The sequence below is a fragment of the Gillisia mitskevichiae genome (assembly GCF_003634585.1).
Taxonomy (GTDB): Bacteria; Bacteroidota; Bacteroidia; order Flavobacteriales; family Flavobacteriaceae; genus Gillisia; species Gillisia mitskevichiae.
This window is the reverse complement of record NZ_RBLG01000001.1, coordinates 344,923-367,279: the sequence shown is the minus strand read 5'-3', so window position 1 is coordinate 367,279 and position 22,357 is coordinate 344,923. Positions and strand designations below refer to the sequence as shown.

At 35.2% G+C, this 22,357-nt stretch carries 14 protein-coding genes; 11 read left to right on the top strand and 3 right to left on the bottom strand.

What is annotated here, in order from left to right; genetic code table 11:
* Window positions 1-198 precede the first annotated feature (198 nt).
* Window positions 199-2,061: a cation:proton antiporter gene (locus BC962_RS01660; protein WP_121344199.1), complete on the top strand. Its 1,863-nt coding sequence runs from the start codon at window positions 199-201 to the stop codon at window positions 2,059-2,061.
* A gap of 88 nt (window positions 2,062-2,149) precedes the next feature.
* On the opposite strand, the gene lepA is transcribed toward BC962_RS01660, so the two are convergent.
* On the bottom strand, window positions 2,150-3,946 hold the full coding sequence (lepA, locus tag BC962_RS01655) for a translation elongation factor 4 (protein WP_121344198.1): 1,797 nt from the start codon (window positions 3,944-3,946) through the stop codon (window positions 2,150-2,152).
* A 486-nt stretch (window positions 3,947-4,432) separates the two neighbouring features.
* Here lepA and BC962_RS01650 point away from each other — a divergent pair, with 486 nt between their 5' ends.
* The 10 genes from BC962_RS01650 (at window position 4,433) to BC962_RS01605 (ending at window position 19,372) form a co-directional block, all read left to right on the top strand.
* Window positions 4,433-5,722, top strand: coding sequence for a sugar MFS transporter (locus BC962_RS01650; RefSeq protein WP_121344197.1), 1,290 nt, complete (start codon window positions 4,433-4,435; stop codon window positions 5,720-5,722).
* 21 nt (window positions 5,723-5,743) lie between these two features.
* Window positions 5,744-7,297, top strand: a complete 1,554-nt coding sequence (locus tag BC962_RS01645; protein ID WP_121344196.1) for a beta-N-acetylhexosaminidase — start codon at window positions 5,744-5,746, stop codon at window positions 7,295-7,297.
* A gap of 56 nt (window positions 7,298-7,353) precedes the next feature.
* Window positions 7,354-8,166, top strand: coding sequence for an N-acetylmuramic acid 6-phosphate etherase (gene murQ, locus BC962_RS01640; RefSeq protein WP_121344195.1), 813 nt, complete (start codon window positions 7,354-7,356; stop codon window positions 8,164-8,166).
* Window positions 8,167-8,337: 171 nt separating this feature from the next.
* Complete coding sequence (locus tag BC962_RS01635) at window positions 8,338-11,430, top strand: SusC/RagA family TonB-linked outer membrane protein (RefSeq protein WP_121344194.1); 3,093 nt, start codon at window positions 8,338-8,340, stop codon at window positions 11,428-11,430.
* A gap of 12 nt (window positions 11,431-11,442) precedes the next feature.
* Window positions 11,443-13,059, top strand: coding sequence for a SusD/RagB family nutrient-binding outer membrane lipoprotein (locus tag BC962_RS01630; protein WP_121344193.1), 1,617 nt, complete (start codon window positions 11,443-11,445; stop codon window positions 13,057-13,059).
* 10 nt (window positions 13,060-13,069) lie between these two features.
* Window positions 13,070-13,861: a DUF4397 domain-containing protein gene (locus BC962_RS01625; protein WP_121344192.1), complete on the top strand. Its 792-nt coding sequence runs from the start codon at window positions 13,070-13,072 to the stop codon at window positions 13,859-13,861.
* Between the two features lie 124 nt (window positions 13,862-13,985).
* On the top strand, window positions 13,986-15,617 hold the full coding sequence (locus tag BC962_RS01620; protein WP_121344191.1) for a glycoside hydrolase family 10 protein: 1,632 nt from the start codon (window positions 13,986-13,988) through the stop codon (window positions 15,615-15,617).
* 19 nt (window positions 15,618-15,636) lie between these two features.
* Window positions 15,637-17,085, top strand: a complete 1,449-nt coding sequence (locus BC962_RS01615) for a sodium:solute symporter (RefSeq protein WP_121344190.1) — start codon at window positions 15,637-15,639, stop codon at window positions 17,083-17,085.
* A 21-nt stretch (window positions 17,086-17,106) separates the two neighbouring features.
* On the top strand, window positions 17,107-18,126 hold the full coding sequence (locus BC962_RS01610; RefSeq protein ID WP_121344189.1) for a dipeptide epimerase: 1,020 nt from the start codon (window positions 17,107-17,109) through the stop codon (window positions 18,124-18,126).
* A gap of 16 nt (window positions 18,127-18,142) precedes the next feature.
* Window positions 18,143-19,372 (top strand): C40 family peptidase, encoded by a 1,230-nt coding sequence (locus tag BC962_RS01605; protein ID WP_121344188.1) that lies wholly within the window; start codon window positions 18,143-18,145, stop codon window positions 19,370-19,372.
* 75 nt (window positions 19,373-19,447) lie between these two features.
* On the opposite strand, the gene BC962_RS01600 is transcribed toward BC962_RS01605, so the two are convergent.
* Both BC962_RS01600 and nagB read right to left on the bottom strand, forming a co-directional pair.
* A complete protein-coding gene (locus tag BC962_RS01600) occupies window positions 19,448-20,392 on the bottom strand; it encodes an N-acetylmuramoyl-L-alanine amidase (RefSeq protein WP_121344187.1) in 945 nt (314 codons plus the stop codon).
* A gap of 13 nt (window positions 20,393-20,405) precedes the next feature.
* Window positions 20,406-22,325 (bottom strand): glucosamine-6-phosphate deaminase, encoded by a 1,920-nt coding sequence (gene nagB, locus BC962_RS01595; protein ID WP_121344186.1) that lies wholly within the window; start codon window positions 22,323-22,325, stop codon window positions 20,406-20,408.
* Window positions 22,326-22,357 lie beyond the last annotated feature (32 nt).

The following is a 22,357-nucleotide window of genomic DNA, read 5'->3' as shown; positions in this document are numbered from 1 at the left end:
TATAAAGCAAAACTTTTATCTAGGATAAATTCTTCTGTATTTAATTAACAGAAACATCCTATTTTTGCATTTTTAATTCTATTTTACTTTAAATTAAAATTAAAGCCCTACCAATTTTCATTTTTTCGGGCGTTGGAAACACTAAATTTTGAATAAAACAAGGATGGCAAGTGCCGTCTTCAAAAAAATATTTTTTTAATGCTAGAACTTGCAGGTTTAATAATATTAGGAATATTGGCTCAATGGATGGCCTGGAAATTAAAAATACCAGCTATTCTTCCACTTATTTTAATTGGTCTTTTTGTAGGACCTATCTCTACATTGATTTCTGAGGATGGTACCAAATGGTTAGAACCTATTTGGAATGGGGAAGAAGGTTTATTTCCTGGAGAAAGTTTGTTCTATTTTGTTTCTCTTGCCATTGCAATTATTCTATTTGAAGGGGGACTTACTCTTAGAAAAAGTGAGATTGGTAACGTGGGACCAGTGATATTAAAGCTAATTAGTGTAGGAGTTGTAGTTACTTTTTTTGGTGCAGGTTTAGCTGCCCACTTTATTTATGATTTCTCATGGGAGATTTCCTTCCTTTTCTCCTCTTTAATAATTGTCACAGGACCTACAGTAATAACTCCTATTCTTAGAAATATACCCCTTAAAAAGCATGTTTCTTCCATTTTAAAATGGGAGGGTATTTTAATAGATCCAATTGGAGCTTTAGTGGCTGTATTGGTTTATGAATTTATTCGAGTAGAAAGTGGTGCAGATTTCACCCAAACGGCACTTATAGAATTTGGGAAGATCGTTCTCTTCGGATTTACTTTCGGATTTACATTTGCTCATGTTTTAGCGTTTGCAATAAAGAAAGATGTAATCCCACATTACCTACTTAATGTGTTTACGCTTGCTACTGTTTTAGGAGTGTTTGTGTTGTCGGACATGTTTGCACACGAAAGCGGATTATTGGCAGTAGTGGTTATGGGAATGGTGATGGGAAATACCAAATTACCCAATCTTAAGGAGCTGCTTTATTTCAAAGAATCATTGAGCGTACTGCTTATATCCATTCTTTTCATATTACTCGCAGCAAATATGGAAATCGAAGACCTATTATTGGTTTACAATTTTAAAGCGTTAATGTTATTTGGAGCTGTAGTTCTAGTAATTCGTCCTTTAGGAGTGATCTTAAGCTCTATTGGAGCCGGCTTAAAGGTTAATGAAATAGCTTTTATTAGTTGGGTTGGTCCAAGAGGGATCGTTGCTGCAGGTATTGCTTCCTTATTCGGATTAAAACTGGCTAGTGAAGGAGTTGAAGGGGCAGAATATATTACTCCTTTGGTCTTCATGATCGTACTATGTTCTGTATTACTAAATGCTACTACTGCGAGATTATTCGCAAAACTGGTTGGAGTATTTATAAAAAATTCTGAAGGGATCTTAATTATTGGAGCATCTTCAGTTTCCAGAATAATAGCCAAATACCTGAAGGATAATAATAGACATGTGGTATTAGTAGATAACAACTTTTCAAACATTAGAAAGGCTAAGGCTTTAGGAATTGAAGCCTTGGAAGGAAGTGTATATTCAGATGATCTTTTAAATAATATAGAATTAAGTGATATCGGCTATTTAATGGCAATTACTGGTAACAGTGATATTAATAGAACTGCGATAGATAAATTTCAGAAGCAATTTGGAGAACAAGGCTCTTTTAGGCTGATCTCAACAGATGAAATGAGCGATCCAGAGAGAAATCCGGAACAAGGTTTATTCTCTCATACAGACGACTTTATTAAGCTTACAGAGGTTTCTAGAAGGTATCCAACAATTCATGAGATCGTTTTAAACAGTAGAGAACATTATGAAGGAATCATTGAGATCTCTAAGACTGAATCTGAAATGGTTCCCTTATTCGTAAAGTCCGATACGGGAGATCTTAAGATAATCCCATCTCATAGCCAGGAAGTAGAAATCAAGGAAGGTTTTGCTTTAGTATATCTAGGTAAGGAGATTCCAAACAAGGAAGAACAGAAAAAAGAGGATGTAGAACGCACGGAAGAGTAAGTGATTTCTAGTATTATTTATATAATCAAAAAGGTCCCAAACTACATAGTTTGGGACCTTTTTGATTTTGTATAATTAGATAAATTCCCTAATCGTTAAGTTTAAGAACGGCCATAAAGGCTTCTTGCGGAATCTCTACATTTCCTACTAATCTCATACGTTTTTTACCTTTTTTCTGCTTTTCAAGTAACTTACGTTTACGTGAAATATCCCCACCATAACATTTTGCGGTAACATCTTTTCTTAAAGCCTTAACCGTTTCTCTTGAAATGATCTTAGCACCAATAGCTGCTTGTATTGGAATATCAAATTGTTGTCTTGGTATTAATTCTCTTAGCTTTTCACACATTTTCTTACCAATATCATAAGCATTATCTGCGTGTAATAAGGCGGAAAGTGCATCTACAATACTTCCATTAAGTAAAACATCTACTTTAACAAGTTTAGATGCTCTCATTCCTATTGGAGAATAATCGAAGGATGCATACCCTTTAGAAACAGTTTTTAATCTATCATAGAAATCAAAAACGATCTCTGCTAAAGGCATATCAAAGGTTAATTCTACTCTTTCTGGAGTAAGATAATTTTGATTGGTGATCTGCCCTCTTTTTTCAATACATAAAGACATTACAGATCCAACAAAGTCAGATTTTGTAATGATGCTTGCTTTTATATACGGTTCTTCTACCCTATTTAAACTTGATGGATCTGGAAGATCTGTAGGATTGTTTACTAAGATCTTTGTATCCGGGTTTTTATGAGTAAAAGCATGATAAGAAACGTTAGGAACAGTTGTTATAACTGTCATATCGAACTCTCGTTCTAGTCTTTCTTGAATAATTTCCAGGTGAAGCATTCCTAAGAATCCACATCTAAACCCAAAACCTAAAGCAGCAGAGCTTTCTGGAATAAATACTAAGGACGCATCGTTTAATTGCAGTTTTTCCATCGAAGAACGCAAATCTTCATAATCTTCGGTATCTACAGGATAAATTCCAGCAAAAACCATAGGTTTTACATCTTCAAATCCTGCAACAGCTTCAGTAGTTGGATTTTTTGCATCAGTAATTGTATCTCCTACTTTAATTTCCCGAGCTTCTTTAATTCCAGTAATTAAATAACCTACATCCCCTGCTTTTATTTCTTTCTTTGGTTCTTGTTTCAATCTTAAAGTACCCACTTCATCTGCAAAATAATCCTTTCCGGTTGCAACGAATTTTATATGTTGTCCTTTTTTAATACTTCCATTTATAACTCTAAAGTAAGTTTCTACTCCTCTAAAAGGATTATAAACAGAGTCAAAGATCAGAGCCCTTAGTGGAGCATCTATTTTTCCTGTTGGTGGTGGAATTCGCTCTATAATTGCTGAAAGAATTTCTTCTATACCTATCCCAGTTTTAGCACTGGCAGGAATTACATCTTCTATCTCACATCCTAATAATTCAACGATATCATCAGTTACTACATCCACATTTGCGCTTGGAAGATCCACTTTGTTAAGAACGGGGATTATTTCCAGGTCGTTTTCTAAAGCCAAATATAAATTTGAAATTGTTTGGGCTTGGATACTTTGTGCGGCATCTACAATTAGTAACGCACCTTCGCAAGCTGCGATAGATCGAGAAACCTCATAAGAGAAATCCACATGTCCAGGAGTGTCTATAAGGTTTAAAACATATTCCTCACCCTTATATGTATAATTCATTTGGATCGCGTGACTCTTGATAGTGATACCACGTTCACGTTCTAGATCCATACTGTCAAGCAATTGAGCCTGACTTTCACGATCGGTCACAGATCCAGTAAACTCTAGCAATCTATCTGCAAGAGTACTCTTTCCGTGATCTATATGGGCAATTATACAAAAGTTACGAATGTTCTTCATGAGTCATTTTCAGAGTTGATGAGGTCAATAAATACCCATCATATTAAAGTTTACAAATATAGTTTTTTTAATACGGTTTGTATAAATATTCTTACTAGCTGTTAAGGAAGTATAATTACAAGATTTATCTATCTATTTGTAACAGAATTTCAAACCTAGAACAAATTATAAATGGATTGATTAGAATAAGTTGAATTATAAAAATTTAATCAACATTTAAAAGATTATAAAAAAAATTATAAAAGTATTTGTTTCTTTTAAAAAAAGACTTCTTCTTTGTTGGTAGAAAAGCTAAATGTTAGACACTTAAGTATTTTATGCCTTTTTCAAATGTTCTTTTTTAGGTTTAATTCAAACGTTTTCGTTGGAAAGCCTGATTTAACTAATCATTTTTTAAATATTTGTGTAGTATCATCATCTATAATTTTTCAGAAGTTAAGGTTATGATCAAATCATCTTTAAATAATCTTACATACGAGTACTTCTATGAAAAATCAATCTATTTCAGATACTGCTTCGCATAAAAATGAAAATACAGGAACCAATCGTTCCATAATTATAATTGGAGCACTCTTTTTTATCTTCGGTTTTGTTACCTGGTTAAATTCGGTACTTATTCCATATCTAAAAATTGCATGTGAGCTAAATAACTTTGAAGCGTATTTAGTTGCCTTCGCATTTTATATCGCTTATTTAGTTATGGCTTTGCCATCTGCCTGGATCTTGAAAAAGACAGGTTTTAAAAAGGGAATGTCTTTAGGCTTGCTCGTCATGGCAGCTGGATCTTTAATATTTGTACCTGCAGCTTATTCTCGAACCTATGAATTATTCCTGTTGGGATTATTTGTTCAAGGAACCGGATTAGCGATACTTCAAACGGCTGCAAATCCATATGTTACCATTCTGGGACCAATAGAAAGTGCTGCTAAACGAATTAGCATCATGGGAATTTGTAATAAGATCGCTGGTGCCATTGCTCCAATAATTCTGGGTGCTGTAGCGCTTAAGGATGTAGACGCATTAGTTGAAAATCTTAAAGTAATGCCGGTGGCGCAAAAAATAGCAGAACTAGACCTACTTTCAGAAAGAGTGGTATTTCCATATTTAATAATGATGGCAGTATTAATAGTGCTTGCCATTATGATCTATTTTTCAACTTTACCAGAAGTAGACACAGAGCAAGAAGATGAAGAACTTGCTACTACAAATAGTAAAAAAACAAGTATTTTTCAATTCCCTCACTTATTAATGGGAGCCTTTGCACTTTTCTTGTATGTAGGGGTAGAAGTAATTGCTGGAGATACTGTAATAAGTTATGGGGTAGCTCAAGGCATCTCATTTGTAAATGCAAAATTCTTTACTACTTACACCTTGATCGCTATGCTGGTTGGGTATATAATTGGAATTCTCACTATTCCAAAATACCTCTCTCAAGAAAAAGCATTGAAAATCTCTGCTATTATAGGGATCATATTCGGACTTGGAGCAATCTTTACAGATGGTTTTGTTTCGGTATTATTTATTTCCCTATTAGGATTAGGGAATGCCATGGTTTGGCCGGCAATCTGGCCAATGTCTATAGCAGGCTTAGGAAGGTTTACCAAAATAGGATCTTCCTTCTTAATTATGGCAATTGCCGGTGGAGCAGTACTACCGCCTCTTTACGGATACCTTGCAGATATTGTGAATCCGCAGAATGCATATTGGATCGTGATCCCTTGTTATGCTTATATCTTGTTTTTCGCTAGTAAGGGCCATAAAATTAGAACCAAATAAAAATTTTAAAATAGATAAAAGGTGAAGTGCTTTATTCAAAACATTCTATTATTATTTTTGGTAGTCTTTACATTTGGCTGTTCCACCTCAAATTCATTCATCGCAAATAATACAAGTAATTCTTCGATTGCAATTATTCCAAAACCACAAATTTTAGCTATTAATGATGGGACTTATGTTCTACCAAAAGTCAATAATATTTCCTTTTCAGGATCTAGTATAATTGCTGCGGAATTGCTCAAAGAATTACTTCAAAAGGCTAATTTAAATACTGTTATCAAAGATAATTCAGATAGTGGAAATTTTAAATTGATCGCAGATCTATCTTTAGAGAAGCAGTTAGGAGCAGTAGGCTATATTTTAGATATTAATGAAAACGGGGTAATTATTAAGGCAGTAGGAGAAACTGGACTTTTCTACGGAATTCAGAGTCTAAGACAGCTTTTGCCTGCAGGTTTAGAAGATGGTTCTTTTAACTCTAGAAAAATCACGCTTCCAAAGCTTCATCTTCAAGATTCTCCAAAGTATACTTGGAGAGGAAGCATGATTGATATTGCACGTAGTTATTTTGGAGTTGAGTATCTCAAAGCTCATTTGGATAGAATGGCTCTTTATAAAATGAACCGTCTTCATCTACATTTAACAGATGATCAAGGCTGGAGATTGCAATTAAAAAGCAAACCACGGCTAACTGAAATTGGAGCAAAAGGTTCGGTTAAAAATGGAAGATCAGGGTATTTATCTATTGAAGAATATAAGGAATTACAAGTTTATGCAAAGCAAAACCATATTGTTATTATTCCAGAAATAGATCTTCCGGGGCATATTTATGCAGCTCTAGTTTCATATCCAGAACTTAACTGTGAAGCACTTAGTAATCTCAACCCGAAAATGGTTTCACCACCAGAATTGTTTGATGGTTATAAGGTGGGTTGGAGCAAATTATGTTTAACAAATCCAGAGACTTATAATTTTGTAGCAGATGTTCTTCAAGAAGTATCAGAATTAACTGATGGTCCATGGATACATATTGGTGGCGACGAAATTAAAGATGATCTCTATAAAACCTTTGTTGTTAAAGCAGATTCTATTGTTAGAAGCAATGGAAAAACACCTATTGGCTGGGAAGAAGTTTCTAAGGCAAAAGTTAGTAAAGAACTTATTAGTCAGCGGTGGAATGGAAAAACCGCTCCCTTAAATAAATCTAAAGTCATTGAATCTATTTGCACGAGTTTTTATTTGGACCATGCAAATGTAACAGGCCAGGAGAATACAAATAATTGGTGCAAGAAAACAGGAGTTTCTTTAGAAGATGTTTACAATTTTAAAGATAAGGAAGAAGAGATTATCGGGGTAGAAGCTCCTGTTTGGACAGAATTGGTAGTAACAGATGCTATGCTAGATAATCGACTATGGCCAAGGTTAATTGCGGTTGCAGAAATTGGCTGGTCTCAATCTCATAATGACTTTAAGGAATTTACGCAACGTTTGAAACAACACAAGTCAAGATTGGAAGCCTTAGGAATTAATTATTATCCTTCGCTAGAATTAAATTGGAACGATACTATGAACTAATAAGTTCAATAAAAAACAATTAAAATTATTATCTACAATGAATATAATTCACATCTATGAATAAAAGAACAACAGAGCAAGGCTCCCTTTATAATGATCTGGAAAAGATGGACACCCTTCAATTATTAACCAATATTAATAATGAAGATAAAAAAGTAGCGGAAGCAATAGAGAAAATATTACCAAATATTGAAAAGCTGGTAGATGTAATAGCCTCAAAAATTTCAAGCAGTCAAGGAAGGCTTTTTTATATAGGTGCAGGAACTAGCGGAAGATTAGGTGTGTTAGATGCATCTGAATGTCCACCTACTTTTGGAGTATCAGACAATGTGATAATAGGTTTGATTGCTGGGGGAGATGTAGCTTTAAGGAAGGCGGTAGAAAATGCGGAGGATAATAAGAATCAGGCGTGGGAAGATCTTAAAGAATATAATATCACGGAAAACGATGTTGTAATAGGAATAGCAGCTTCCGGGACAACTCCTTATGTAATTGGAGGAGTTAAGAGGGCAAGAGAGAACGGGTTAATTACAGGTTGTATCACCAATAACGCAGATTCACCACTTTCAGAAGCTGTAGAATTCCCTATAGAAATAGTAGTAGGGCCAGAATTTGTTACTGGGAGCACAAGGATGAAATCTGGGACTGCTCAAAAATTGGTACTTAATATGATCTCTACAGCAGTAATGATCAAATTAGGAAGAGTAAAAGGGAACAAAATGGTAGACATGCAGCTATCTAATAATAAACTGGTAGATCGTGGAATTAAAATGATCATGGAGGAATTAAATATAGAAGAAGATGAAGCCTCAAAATTACTGGAGAAGTACAAAAATGTGCGTTTAGCGATCCAAAATCATAAAAAATAAGACCACTTAACTAAAAATTTTAAAGAAGTTTAACTATTACTTTGAAATTTTAACGTTAATTGTGTTTTTTTTACTAATATTATAAATCTAAAATTATTAAGTCTAATATTTTAGGAATTAAGTGTGTATTTAAATAAAAATCAATAACAGTTTATTAAATAGATTCAAATTATGGAAAAACGATTACTCTTAATTTTACTCTGCTTTATTGGAATGCAGGCATTTGCCCAAGAGCGGATGTTGACTGGTACAGTCATGGATGGGAAAGGTTTGCCGGTTACTGGTGCTTCAGTATATATAAAAGATACAAATAAAGGTACCGTAACAAACATGGACGGAAAATTCACCTTGAATGCTCCAGAAAATATTGATGCTATATTAGTGATCTCTTCTTTGGGATTTGATACGCAAGAACTCAAGCTAGGAACTCAAACAACATTTAATGTTACTCTAGTAGAAAATCTAGAAGGATTAGATGAAGTGGTGGTAACTGCCTTGGGGATTAAGAGAGAGAAAAAAGCTCTTGGATACTCTGTTACCGAAATTAAAGGTGAAGCTATTGCCGAAACACAACGTGAAAACTTTGTGAATGGTCTAGCAGGTAGAGTTGCAGGGGTAGAAGTTAATAGTACTTCTGGGCTTCCTGGAGCATCTACTTCTATCGTAATTAGAGGGATAAGTTCCTTAAGTGGTAGTAACCAGCCATTATTTGTGGTAGATGGTTTGCCAATTAGTAATAACACAACCTCTACGGCGATATTCGCATCTTCTGTTTCTGGAACTTCATTTGACAATAGAGGGGTAGATTTTACAAACAGAGCAGCAGATATTAATCCAGAAGATATAGAATCTGTAACTATCTTAAAAGGGCCAGAAGCAGCAGCATTATATGGTATTGAAGCGGCATCTGGAGCAATAGTTATTACAACAAAAAGAGGAAAAGCGGGTAAAACTCGTATAGATTATAGCAATAGCTTTAGAATAGACAGAATTGTTGAATACCCTGATATTCAACAAACCTATGATAGAGGTGCAGGTGGTTATACCAACGAAGGAAATGAGGAATTGTATTATTTTGGAGAACCTTATCCTGAAGGAACGAAATTCTACGATAATGTAAAGAATTTCTTTCAAGATGCATACACTCAAAAACATAACCTTTCCATTTCTGGTGGTAATGAGAAGAGTCAATATAGAATTTCTGCTTCTCATACAGATGCAGAAGGATTTGTTCCTACTACAGGATTGGAGAAGTTGAATCTTTCTACTGCGATCACTGCAGAGTTTAACGACTTTCTTTCGGCAGATGTAACTTTCGATTATACACGATCTGATAATGATCAAACCTTTAGAGGGTCTGGAGGACCATTATTACACTTATTACTTTGGCCTTCTACAGATGATGCAAGTAATTATTTAACTCCTGGTGGAGCTAGAAGAGATTATGCAGATTACTCGAATGCAGTAGAAAATCCTTTCTTCAATGTAAACAAGAATATTTTCAACTCATTAACAGATAGATATAAACTGAATACACAAGTTACTGCAACTCCATTAAAGTGGTTAAAATTTGTTGGACAGGTGGGAGTAGATTATTTCACAACAAAAAACACCATAGTAAGACATCCAGAATCTAATACAGGTAAAGATTATGGAGGAATTTTCGATCAAGCATTGGTTACTACGAGAAACCTTACTTTCCAGTACTATACCCAGATCACTCCTCCAAATCTTTTTAACGATAAGCTTAAAACAGATATAAAAATTGGTAGTGCGGTTTACGATTACAATACCTTTAGTGCAGCGGCTGGTGGTCAAGACTTTCAGGCGCCAGATCTATGGTCTATCAACAATACAGATCTAGATACGCATAGAGCTTTTAATAATTTAACTGAACGTCGTCTAGTAGGAGCATTTGCTAGTTTAAATGCTAGTTACGATAACATGCTTTACCTTACTTTAACAGGTAGAAATGACTGGAGTTCTACATTGCCTAAAAAGAACAACTCTTTCTTCTACCCTTCAGCAGGTCTAAGTTTTATTTTTACAGAACTTGAAGCTCTTAAACCATTTAAAGATGTTTTAACTTATGGAAAGTTAAGAGCCTCTGTAGCACAGGTAGGAAAAGATGCAAGACCTTATAGTATTCGTCCTTTCTACACCAACGCGCTAACCACAGGTGGTGGTTTCCGTTATGGATTTACAGGACCTAGTTTAGATTTAAAACCAGAGATGACAACTTCTTATGAATATGGAATAGAGTTGAAATTATTTAATAATAAATTAGGTATAGATGCAACTTATTTCAATAAGAATTCTGTAGATCAAATTGTACAAAACCTTAGACTTAGTTATGCAACTGGATTTGTACTTATGACTTTTAATGCAGGGGAGATCCAAAATGAGGGAATCGAACTTCAATTAAATGCGACTCCTGTAGAAACTGAAAACTTTTCTTGGGATGTTTTAGCAAACTACACTAAAAACTGGAGTGAACTTGTAAGCCTTCCTGGAGATGTATCAGAATTCTATAATTCCGATACTTGGTTATACGGGAATGTACGTGTAGGATCTAGAGTTGGAGGATCTTTAACAACATTTACTGGATACGATTATGAAAGAAACGAGCAGGGGGATGTATTAATTAATCCTTCTAATGGATTACCATTATTAGATACTAGTGAATGGATAGTGGTTGGAGACAGAAACCCAGATTTTACAATGGGAGTTACCAACTCTTTGAGATATAAGAATCTTTCACTAAATTTCTTATTGGATTTTCGTGTAGGAGGAGATGTATATAATGCTACCGAACATTATTTAACAACTAGAGGTTTAAGTAAAAGAACTTTAGATAGAGAAACTCCAAGAATTGTAACAGGAGTTTTAAAAGACGGAAACGAGAATACTGGAACTCCTACAGAGAACAATATTCCAATAGATTTGTATAGAAACTCAACTTATTGGTCTTCTATTTATCCTCACCAAAGTTTCATAGAGAAGGATATAAACTGGATGCGTTTAAGAGATGTAACACTTAGTTATAACTTCCCTGCAAGTGCTTTAGAAAGAGCTAAATTTATTAGATCAGCTAGCGTATTTGTAACTGGAACAGATCTATTTTTGTGGACTAATTATTCTGGTCTAGACCCAGTAGCAAGTGGAAATTCTGCTGCAGTTGGTGGAGCAGGAGGAGCTGGACTGGATTATGGTAACTTCCCGTTACCAAGAGGATTGAATATTGGAATGAGAGTTGGATTTTAAATAAAACGAGAAATGAAAAAAATATTATACACATGTTTAATGATAGCCGGCACACTTACCTTTTCTGGTTGTGACGATTATATAGACGTAAACACAAACCCAAATGGTCCGGATGCCCTTTTGCAGCCAGATCTATTTCTCCCACAAATTCAGTCGGAATTGGCTGTGGCAATACAATGGGATGGAAGGTTCACAGGATTTTATACTCAAAACTGGGCTTATTCCTCAGGAGAGTCTTATTCTTTGAATTTACATAGTAATCCATTATCAGATTCTTATGCTCAATTATGGAGAGCAGTATACTGGAGTATGGGATACAATCTATCTGATATGATAGAGAGTGGAATGATCAATGAAAAATACGATTTTGTAGGAGTTGGTTATATTCTAAGAGCATATGGATGGCAAATGCTAACAGATTATCATGGACCAGTTATTGTTTCTGAAGCATTTAATTCAGATCAACGAGTTTTTAACTATGACGATCAAGAAGAAGTTTATGCAGAAATTCAGAGACTTTTAGCTTTAGGTATTGAAAACTTAGAAAGAACAGATGGATTAAGTCCTCAGGATTCTGGCCTAAGTCAAGCAGATCTTATTTATAACGGAGATCGTGATAAATGGAAGAAATTCGCTTATGGATTACTTGCAATTAATGCACACAGACTTACAAATAAGAGTTCTTATAATGCCGATGAAGTAATTGGTTATGTAGATATGGCTTTATCTGGAAATCAAGACGATGCTAGTATATCTTTTGATGGAACAGTTAGTTCCAATACGAATTTCTTTGGCCCACGTAGAGGAAATATCGGGCGTTACCGACAAACAAAATTTATGATTGGTTTACTTGATGGTACAAATCCAGAGCTAACAGATCCTAGTTTAATAGGGGCAGATCCACTTGTAGAAAACAGTGAAGAGCACTTAAAAGATCCAAGAATAACTGCAATGATGGCACCATCTCCAGATGGGAAATATAGAGGGATTTCTCCAGTTGTTGGAATTAACGAATGGTCTGCAGCAGAATCGGATCTTGTTCCTAAGAATTTCTGGAACGAAGAAGGTTATTCAGGAGAGACTCCATCTCCACAGATCTATTTCTTCAATAATGATGCAAGATTTCCATTAATGACTTATGCACAACTTCAATTTATTAAAGCAGAAGCTGCATTTATCTCTAATAAAAATGATGTAGCACTTACGGCTTATCAAGCTGGTGTAAATGCACATATGGATTTTGCTAAGCAATATGCGCCAGATCCTGCGTTATTTGAAGAAAGAAAAGCTACTTATTTAACTAGCGAAGAATTATATCCGGTAACAACTGCAGAGTTAACCTTGTCTAAGATCATGTTGCAAAAATATATTGCAACTTGGGGATGGGCATTCTTTGAAACTTGGTCTGATATGAGAAGATATCATTATGATATTGATGCAGCTGATCCTGTTTATAAAGGCTTTGAATTACCAGATCCGTTATACCTTACCAATAATGACAAACCTGCATATCGTGCAAGACCAAGGTATAATTCAGAATATATGTGGAACAAGGATGCATTAGAAGTTCTTGGAGCATTTGAAGAAGATTATCACACTTACGAAACTTGGTTTAGCAAACCTGAATAACTATAAAATTATGAGAAAGACATTCAATAAATTACTAATATTATTTACAGTAGGTCTCCTTTTTAACGCATGTGACGAAAATGCTATCCCTGTAGTAACAGAGCCAGTGTCTGATGACGCCACGTTTGTTAAATTCTTCTTTCATGTAGAAGACGCACCAGATGTAAATATTTATTTTGATGATCTAAAAGTTAGTGCAGTAGGATCAACCAGTTCAGATGAAGAACAAGGGAAATCTTACGGTTCTGTATATCCATCTAATGCATATGCTTTAATCCCATCTGGATCTTTCAATGTGAACGCAAGAGATCTTGATGGAAATGTAATAGCTTCTACTAATGCTTCTTTTGATGCTGATAAGAATTATTCAGCATATTTAGTAGGTACTACAGAAAGCTATGAGATTTTTGCAATGGAAGATCAACTTCCAGCATTAGATAACGTAAAGATTTACTGGAGATTTGTAAATACCATGGCAAATATGCCATTTTCAGTAGATGTTTTTGCAATTAAGAAAGCAGTTCCTGCCACAGACGATTCTCCGGCTCAAGAAGTTCAAGTGATTTCACTGGGTGAGGCTTTAGGATTTAAAGAAGCAGGAGAATATAAAGAACTGGATCCTGGGAATTATACTTTTAAAGTTTTCGAATCGGGAACAGAATATGATGTGGAAACATCCACACCATATATTCAAAATACAGTGAATGTAGCCAGTAAGGGAAGGGTTTACTCTACTCAAATTAGAGGTACATATGCAGAATCTCCAAGTTCAAGTAATATGGATTACTGGAGGGAGCGCTAAGCTTTAATTAGAAACCCTTATAAAAAAAGAAAGAGACACATATTGTGGCTCTTTCTTTTTTACCAATACTATTTGGTTGTTGGATTTTAATTTTAAAATTTGTTTCATAATTATCAATTACTATATGTCCCTAAAAATTAAATCTATTTTGGTGTTGTTGCTATGTACTGTAGCATTAAATTCTTGTAAATCTACTAAACCTGCGGTTTCAAAACCTAGCGCTCCAAAAAAGGAGTTGCCACAGGCTGTAGAGAAACCTAATCCTTCTTCTCCCGAAATAATAAAGGAAATTGAAGCAGGAGAAGACACATCAACTGCGCAGCCATTTAAACCTAGTCCTTATCTAATGCGCGAATTTCGTGCAGCTTGGATTGCCACTGTAGCAAATATCAATTGGCCAAGTAAATCTGGTTTGTCTACACAACAACAACAGGATGAAGCAATAAAATTATTGGATTTTTTAAAAGATCATAATTATAATGCGGTGATCTTCCAGGCAAGGCCTCAAGCAGATGCCTTATATCAAAGCGAGTTAGAGCCATGGTCTTTCTTTTTATCTGGAGAGGTGGGCAAAGCTCCAAACCCTTATTACGACCCTTTAAATTTTTGGATAGAAGCGGCCCATGACAGAGGTATGGAATTGCATGTATGGTTAAATCCTTATAGAGCACATCATTCTACAGGAGGCGCGGTATCACCAAAATCTATGGTAAAAAAGCATCCAGAATTTATGGTAGGTTTAAAGAACGGTATGTGGTGGATGGATCCTTCTAAACAGGCAACCCAAGATCATTCTTCTGCTGTTGTTATGGATTTAGTAAAAAGATATGATATAGACGGAATTCATTTCGACGATTATTTCTATCCTTATGCGTCTTATAACAAAGGGCAGGATTTTCCAGATTCAGAAAGTTATCAAGCCTATTTAAAAACAGGAGGAAAGCTTACTAAACCAGACTGGCGAAGAGATGAAGTAAATGGTTTTGTGGAGCGTATTTACAATGAAATTAAAGCAGAAAAACCAGAAGTAAAATTTGGTATCAGTCCGTTTGGGATCTGGAGACCGGGCTACCCAAAATCCATTTCAGGAATGGACCAGTACAATGAGTTGTATGCAGACGCTAAGCTTTGGCTGAATAAAGGCTGGATAGATTATTTTACTCCACAATTGTATTGGAAGATCAATCAAACTGCACAAAGTTTTCCTGTATTATTAGGTTGGTGGGAAGGTGAAAATTCTCAGGATCGCCATTTATGGCCTGGAATTAATATAGATTTTGGTGGAGATGCCGCTAATGTAGATGAAACTATCAATCAGATCATGTTAACTCGTGGTATGGTTTCAGAAAGTAAGGGAACAGTACATTGGAGTATTAGTCCTTTATTAAAATATCCAAATCTAGCTAAGGCTTTGGTAGATGGTCCATATAAAAAACAGGCCCTAGTTCCAGCGAGCCCATGGTTAGATGAAGTCTTGCCAGAAGCTCCTTCTATTTCCACAAAAATCGAGGGAAATAGTGTAAAAGTATCTTGGGATCATCAACAAATTGGAGATGTGTCTAATTGGGTAGTTTTCTATAAATATGGAAATAATTGGGATTATAAGATCCTGGACAGAACCAAAAATTCTATTGAATTCTCTCATTACTTAAAGGAAAAAGAGAAAAAGGATCCCTTAACCTTTATTGGTGTTACTTCTGTAGATAAAACAGGAAATCAGAGCACTTTCAACGAAATTAAGATTGATGCTAAATAGCTAAGAAAATTTTTACAGTATGACCCCATTATTAGTTTTTGGCGTAATAGCCGGTTACTTTGTTTTATTGCTTATAATTAGCCACTTTACTTCTCAAAAGGCAGATAATACTACATTTTTTACAGCCAATAGAAGATCCCCATGGTTTCTGGTAGCCTACGGAATGGTTGGTGCCTCTTTATCTGGAGTAACTTTTATTTCGGTGCCTGGAGAAGTTGGTAATTCAAATTGGACCTATTTACAGTTCGTAATGGGGAATATGGTGGGATATGCTGTGATCGCTTTTGTACTTATCCCTTTATTTTATAGACTTCAACTGGTTTCTATTTATGAATATCTAAGAGATAGATTTGGTGAAAAATCCTATTTAGCGGGTGCATCCTTCTTTCTGATCTCACAAACCATCGGTGCTTCTTTTAGGTTGTTCCTTGCAGCTGTAGTATTACAGATCGCATTTTTTGATGCCTTTGGGATTCCATTTTACGTCACGGTGCTAACAACTATTTTATTAATCTGGTTGTATACTTTTAGAGGAGGAATTAAAACCATTGTTTGGACAGATACACTTCAAACCACATTTTTATTAGCTGCTGTTGTTATTAGTATCATTGTGATAATTAGTCATATGGATCTTAATGTAGGAGATGCTTTTAGCTTGGTATCCAAAAACAAAATGTCTACAATTTTTGATTGGGATTGGAGATCTAATCGCAACTTCTTTAAAACCTTTTTAGCAGGAATATTTATTACAATTGCTATGAATGGTCTGGATCAAAACGTGATGCAGAAAAACCTAACCTGTAAAAACAAGAAAGATGCTCAGAAAAACATCTTTTGGTTCTCTATCGTATTCTTTTTTTCAACCTTATTGTTTTTAGCCTTAGGAGTATTGCTATATCAATATGCCCTAGATCAAAATATATTATTACCTGAAAGAACAGATGACCTATATCCAACTCTTGCTCTTAATTATTTTGGCACATTCGCTGGAATTGTATTCTTAATAGGTATTGTAGCAGCTGCTTTTTCTAGCGCAGATTCTGCCTTAACGGCTTTAACAACCTCTTTTTGTGTAGATATTTTAGATATATCAAAGCGTAAAACCAATCAGAAAAAAACAAGATTTTTAGTGCACATAGGTTTTTCATTATTGATGTTCGTGGTGATCATCATTTTTAATTCCTTAAATGATAGTAGTGTAGTAAGTGCAGTTTTTAAAGTTGCTGGTTTTACATATGGGCCCTTATTAGGATTGTTTGCTTTTGGATTATTATCTAAGCGAGGAGTAAAGGATAAATGGGTGCCACTTGTATGCGTGTTTTCACCGATCCTTTCTTTTATACTAGACCAAAATTCGGAAAGTTGGTTTTACGGCTATAAATTCGGATTTGAAATATTATTGGTAAACGCCGCAATCACGTGTTTGGGTCTGGCGCTTTTATACCAGAGAAAACCTGGATTTTTGTAATTTTAAACTGAATGTGATTTTATGAAAATTGAATTCTACACATATAATCTGGAACTAAAGAACACTTTTACAATTAGTCATGGTTCAAGAGATTTTCAAGAGACTTTGATAGTCGCTTTATCTGAAGGTGAATTTACCGGCTATGGAGAAGCGGCAGCTACAGTTTATTATGGAGTAACAACTGAAGCTATGATAGCTTCTATTAAATCTGTAGAAACTATCGTTGCAGAAAACATTCACTTAAAGCCCGAAGAACTTTGGGAACTTACCTTTCCACACTTACAAGATAATCCATTTGCCCAATGTGCACTGGATATTGCAATGCATGATCTTCATGGAAAAAGAAATAAACAACCACTTTATAAATTATGGGGTTTAAATCTTCAGAATATCCCGCTTACTAACTATACCATCGGAATAGATACTGTTGAAAAGATGGTAGAAAAGATAAAGGAATTTCCTTGGCCTTTGTATAAGATCAAGTTGGGAACCAATGAAGATGTACAAATAGTTAAAGAACTTAGAAAACATACGAATTCGGTTTTTAGGGTAGATGCTAACGGCGCTTGGACGGCAGAGCAAACCATCAAGAATTCTGAATTATTGAAGGATCTAAATGTAGAATTTTTAGAGCAACCTTTAAACCCAAAAGATCTGGATGGAATGGCAGAAGTGTACAAAAATTCTGCTTTGCCAATAATTGCAGATGAAAGTTGTATTGTTGAAACTGATGTTGCAAAATGCAAAGACTATTTTCATGGGGTCAATATTAAATTAACTAAGTGTGCAGGACTAACACCAGCAAGGCGAATGATCACTGAAGCCAAGAAACTGAATATGAAGGTGATGGTTGGATGTATGACAGAATCTACAGTTGGTATTTCAGCAATTGCTCAATTATTACCTTTGTTAGATTATGTAGATATGGACGGCGCGCTTTTATTGAAATCTGATATTGCAGATGGGGTAAAAGTATACGATGAAAAAGTGCATTTTCCGGATAGAAATGGAACTGGTGCAAAATTATTAATCCCTGAATAAAATAAAACTTAATGATATGAACATATTTAAAAAGATCAATTTATTAGCCTTAGTAGGGCTTTTATCAATTACTTCCTGTAATGAGAAAGTAGAAGAAAAAAAAGACAATAAAGCGGAAGCTTATATTAAAGATGTAAAACAGGAATATGCTCCAGATAAAAGAGTGGCTTTATTCGATGTGGAAGCCACGCAATCTAATGATATGTATACCTTAAAAGGAGAATCTAATTTACCAGATGCAGTAAAAGCTTTAAAGGAAAAATTAAATTCTGAAGGAATCACTTTTACAGATAGCATTCTTTTGCTTCCTGAAGCAAGTGTAGAAGGAAAGACCAACGGACTTATAAAAATATCTGTAGCCAATTTAAGAGGAGAAGGAAAACATTCCGCAGAGCTTGTCACACAAGCTACCATGGGAACTCCAGTGAAGATGCTAAAAAATAATGGTGGATGGAGTCTAATTCAAACCCCAGAAGGATATATTTCCTGGGTAGACAATGGTGGAGTTATAGGATTAACCGATGCTGAATTTTCTAAATGGAAAGCTGCAGATAAGATCATTTACTTAAATCCTTATGGGAAATCATATGAAAATGCAGATACCAAGAGTCAAGTTGTATCAGATCTTGTGGCTGGAGACATTTTAGAGCTTTTAAGCGATAAAAATGGATTTTTTGAGGTAATGTATCCCGATGGTAAAAAAGCTTTTGTAGACAAGGCAGATGCGATGTCTTATCTTGATTGGGTGGCTTCCGTAGATCAATCTGGTGAAGATTTGGTAGCTACGGCAAAAAAAATGATGGGATTACCTTATTTATGGGGAGGCACTTCTCCAAAAGGAGTAGATTGTAGCGGTTTTACCAAAACGATATTTTTCTTGAATGGATTGATAATTCCAAGAGATGCTTCACAACAAGTACATACTGGTAAATTAATAGATTCTACTAAGAACTTTACAGATCTTGTTGCCGGAGATCTTTTATTCTTCGGAAGAAAAGCTACAGACTCTACTTCAGAAAGAGTGATACATGTAGGAATGTGGATTGGAGATCAAAAATTCATTCATTCTATGGGGAATGTTCATATAAGTACTATGGATACTACTGCTGCAGATTTTGATGAATATAATTACAATAGATACTTAAGAACAAAACGAATAATCGATCAGGAAGGGAATGGGCTACTATATCTATCTAAAAAGGATATTTTCATGACCAAGAAAGACTCTACTTCGGTAAAAGAATAAGCTTTCAAAATTGTTCAAATAAAAAAGCTCATCTAAAATTTAGAGGAGCTTTTTTATTTTTTAACCACTAATCTCTTACAAATACTTCTTGTAAAGATTATTCAAGACTTTTAGATCATGATCTGTTAAAGTGGAATTTACTTCTGTTTGAATAAAATGCAGTTTAAAAGCTTTGATAGCTGCAGGCATATCACTTACATCGTACCCAATCACTTTAAGAGCAACTTTTGGAGTCACATCTAAAAGAGGGATTAACTCTGGAGCCTTTACTTTGGCCACAATAACAGAGTCGTTTACTTCTGTTTTAATTTCTTGAGGTATTTCTGTAGTAAGGATATTACCTTTGTCCAAATCCTGAAGTTTTTCTGTTTCAGGTATTTCATCATACCAAAGCCCAAATCCTTCTTTCGCTAATTCTTCCCAAGGAAAAGTCTTATTCGGATCATTTTTTCTGGTTGGAGCGATGTCTGAATGACCAATAAAATTAGCTGCGGGGATCTTATATTTCTCTTTTAGATCTTTTAATAATTCCAGTAAACTATTAATTTGAAGAGGAGAAAAATCATCTCTCCCATTATTATCTAATTCAATTCCAATAGAAGAGGAATTTAGGTCTGTATTAGAGCCCCATTGTCCTGTTCCACCATGCCATGCTCGATAAAGGTCGTTAAGCATGTGATAGATCTCTCCGTTTTTTCCAATTACATAATGCGAGCTCACTTGAGTTCTCTTTAAAGTGAATGTTTTTAAAGTTTGCCCTACCGAGTCTTGTGCAGTATGATGAATTACCACAATATTGGGCTTTCTAAGATTAAAATTGGTAGTTCCCACCCAATCTTCAGCAACATTTAAAGCACTTGCAGAACCTGGATATGGAGGAGGTAATATTTTTAACTCTTTGCTAAGTTCTTTACTGTGTTTTTTATGAACCTTATTAGTAGGAGCATAGGGATTGCTTGCGCACGAAACTATCATACAAGCTGCAGCAATTATGGTTATCGTATTATTAATACTTTTCATTTCCTGAGATTATTTAAAATTTCCAGCGAACAAAGGCTTCCATAGCTTCATAATCTGCCAGCCCTAATTTGTGATAATTAATTGCGGTTTCACTATTTCGTTCCTGTGCACGTACCCAAAATTCCCGCTCATCATCGCCAGGGAATACAGGATGATCTTTTTGTGATTGATGCTGAAATATGGCTTTTCTTTTACGACCCACTTCTTGTGGAGAAAGCGGTACTGCCATCTCAATTTCATGGGTTTCAAATTCTTGCCAAGCTCCTCTGTACATCCAAAGCCAACAATCTTTTGTCCACTCTTCGGTTTTTCTTAGACGGTTCATGGCCTCGATAATAATTCTAAAGCATACAATATGAGTTCCATGAGGATCTGCAAAATCTCCTGCTGCAAAAATCTGATGTGGTTTTATCTTCTGTAAAAGTTCCATGGTTAGAAGAACATCTTTTTCTGTAACCGGATTTTTTACGGTCTTTCCTGTTTCGTAGAAAGGCAAGGCCATAAAATGAATGTTTTTGTCATCCAATCCTGCAAACCTAGCTCCAGCAAAGGCTTCAGATTTTCTTATAAAACCTTTAACTTCTCTAATCTCTGGCAAGTCGATCTCATTGGGTTGTTTGGACTTTAAAAAGCTTCGCATCTCTTCATAAATACCTTCCAGTTTTTTTGAATCGTCTCCTATACTTTTATTAAAGTCTATAGCAAATTCCATATATCTAAGCACATCTGTATCCCAAACTGCAGTATTTCCAGAGGTTTGATATGCAACATGAACATCATGTCCTTGATCTACCAATCTTATAAAAGTTCCTCCCATAGAAATAACATCATCATCTGGATGCGGTGAAAAAATAAGGGATCTTTTATGAGCAGGTGCGGCTCGTTCTGGTCTTTGGGATTCATCGGAATTCGGTTTTCCTCCGGGCCATCCAGTTATACTATGTTGTAGGGTATTAAAAACTTCGATGTTTATATTGTACGCGGGCCCTTTCTCGGTGACTAATTGTGCCATCCCGTTGGTATTGTAATCCTCGTCTGTAAGTTTTAGAATAGGTTTGTTAACTTCAGAAGATAGCCAGATAACAGCTTTTTTTATTAGTCTGTTATCCCAAATACAATCTTTAACTAACCAAGGAGTATTAAATCTCGTTAATTCTGAAGCTGCATCTGTATCCAGAATAAATTCAACCTGATCTGAATGTTGTAAGTAAGTAGCGGGAACACTCCCTGAAATTTCTCCTTCTACTGCTTTTTTAATAATACTGGCTTTTTTCTTACTCCAAGCCAATAATATAATTTCTCTAGCCTTAAAAATGGTACCAATTCCCATGGTTATAGCCTTGGTGGGCACATTTTCTTTACCTCCAAAATCTCTGGAAGCATCTCTTCTGGTAAGATCGTCCAAAGTTACCAGCCTGGTACCAGAGTTAGGAGCAGATCCCGGCTCGTTAAAACCAATATGTCCTGTTCTACCAATACCTAAGATTTGGAGATCTAAACCACCTAATTCTTCAATTTTATTTTCATAATCTAGGCAGAAAGCAGCAATATCTTCTTTTGGTAATGTCCCATCTGGAATATGTATGTTCTCTTTTGGAATATCTATATGATTAAATAGATTTTCTTCCATAAACGTCACATAGCTCTGAGCTGCTGTGGGCTGCATTGGGTAATATTCATCAAGATTAAAGGTGATCACATTTTTAAAACTTAAACCTTCTTCTTTATGCATTCTAACCAGCTCTTTATAAACTTCCACCGGGCTTGCACCTGTAGCAAGTCCTAAAATAGCAGAAACTCCTTGCTCTTGTTTTTTTATAATAAGGGCTGAAATTCTTTTAGCAACACTTTTGGATGCTTCTTTTTCGTTATCAAATACCGTTACTGGTAATTTTTCATAACGTGTTGCTTCAAGTAGATTTAATCTTGCCATAATAAGTTTTTGCGGGATGTTGGGTAATAAAG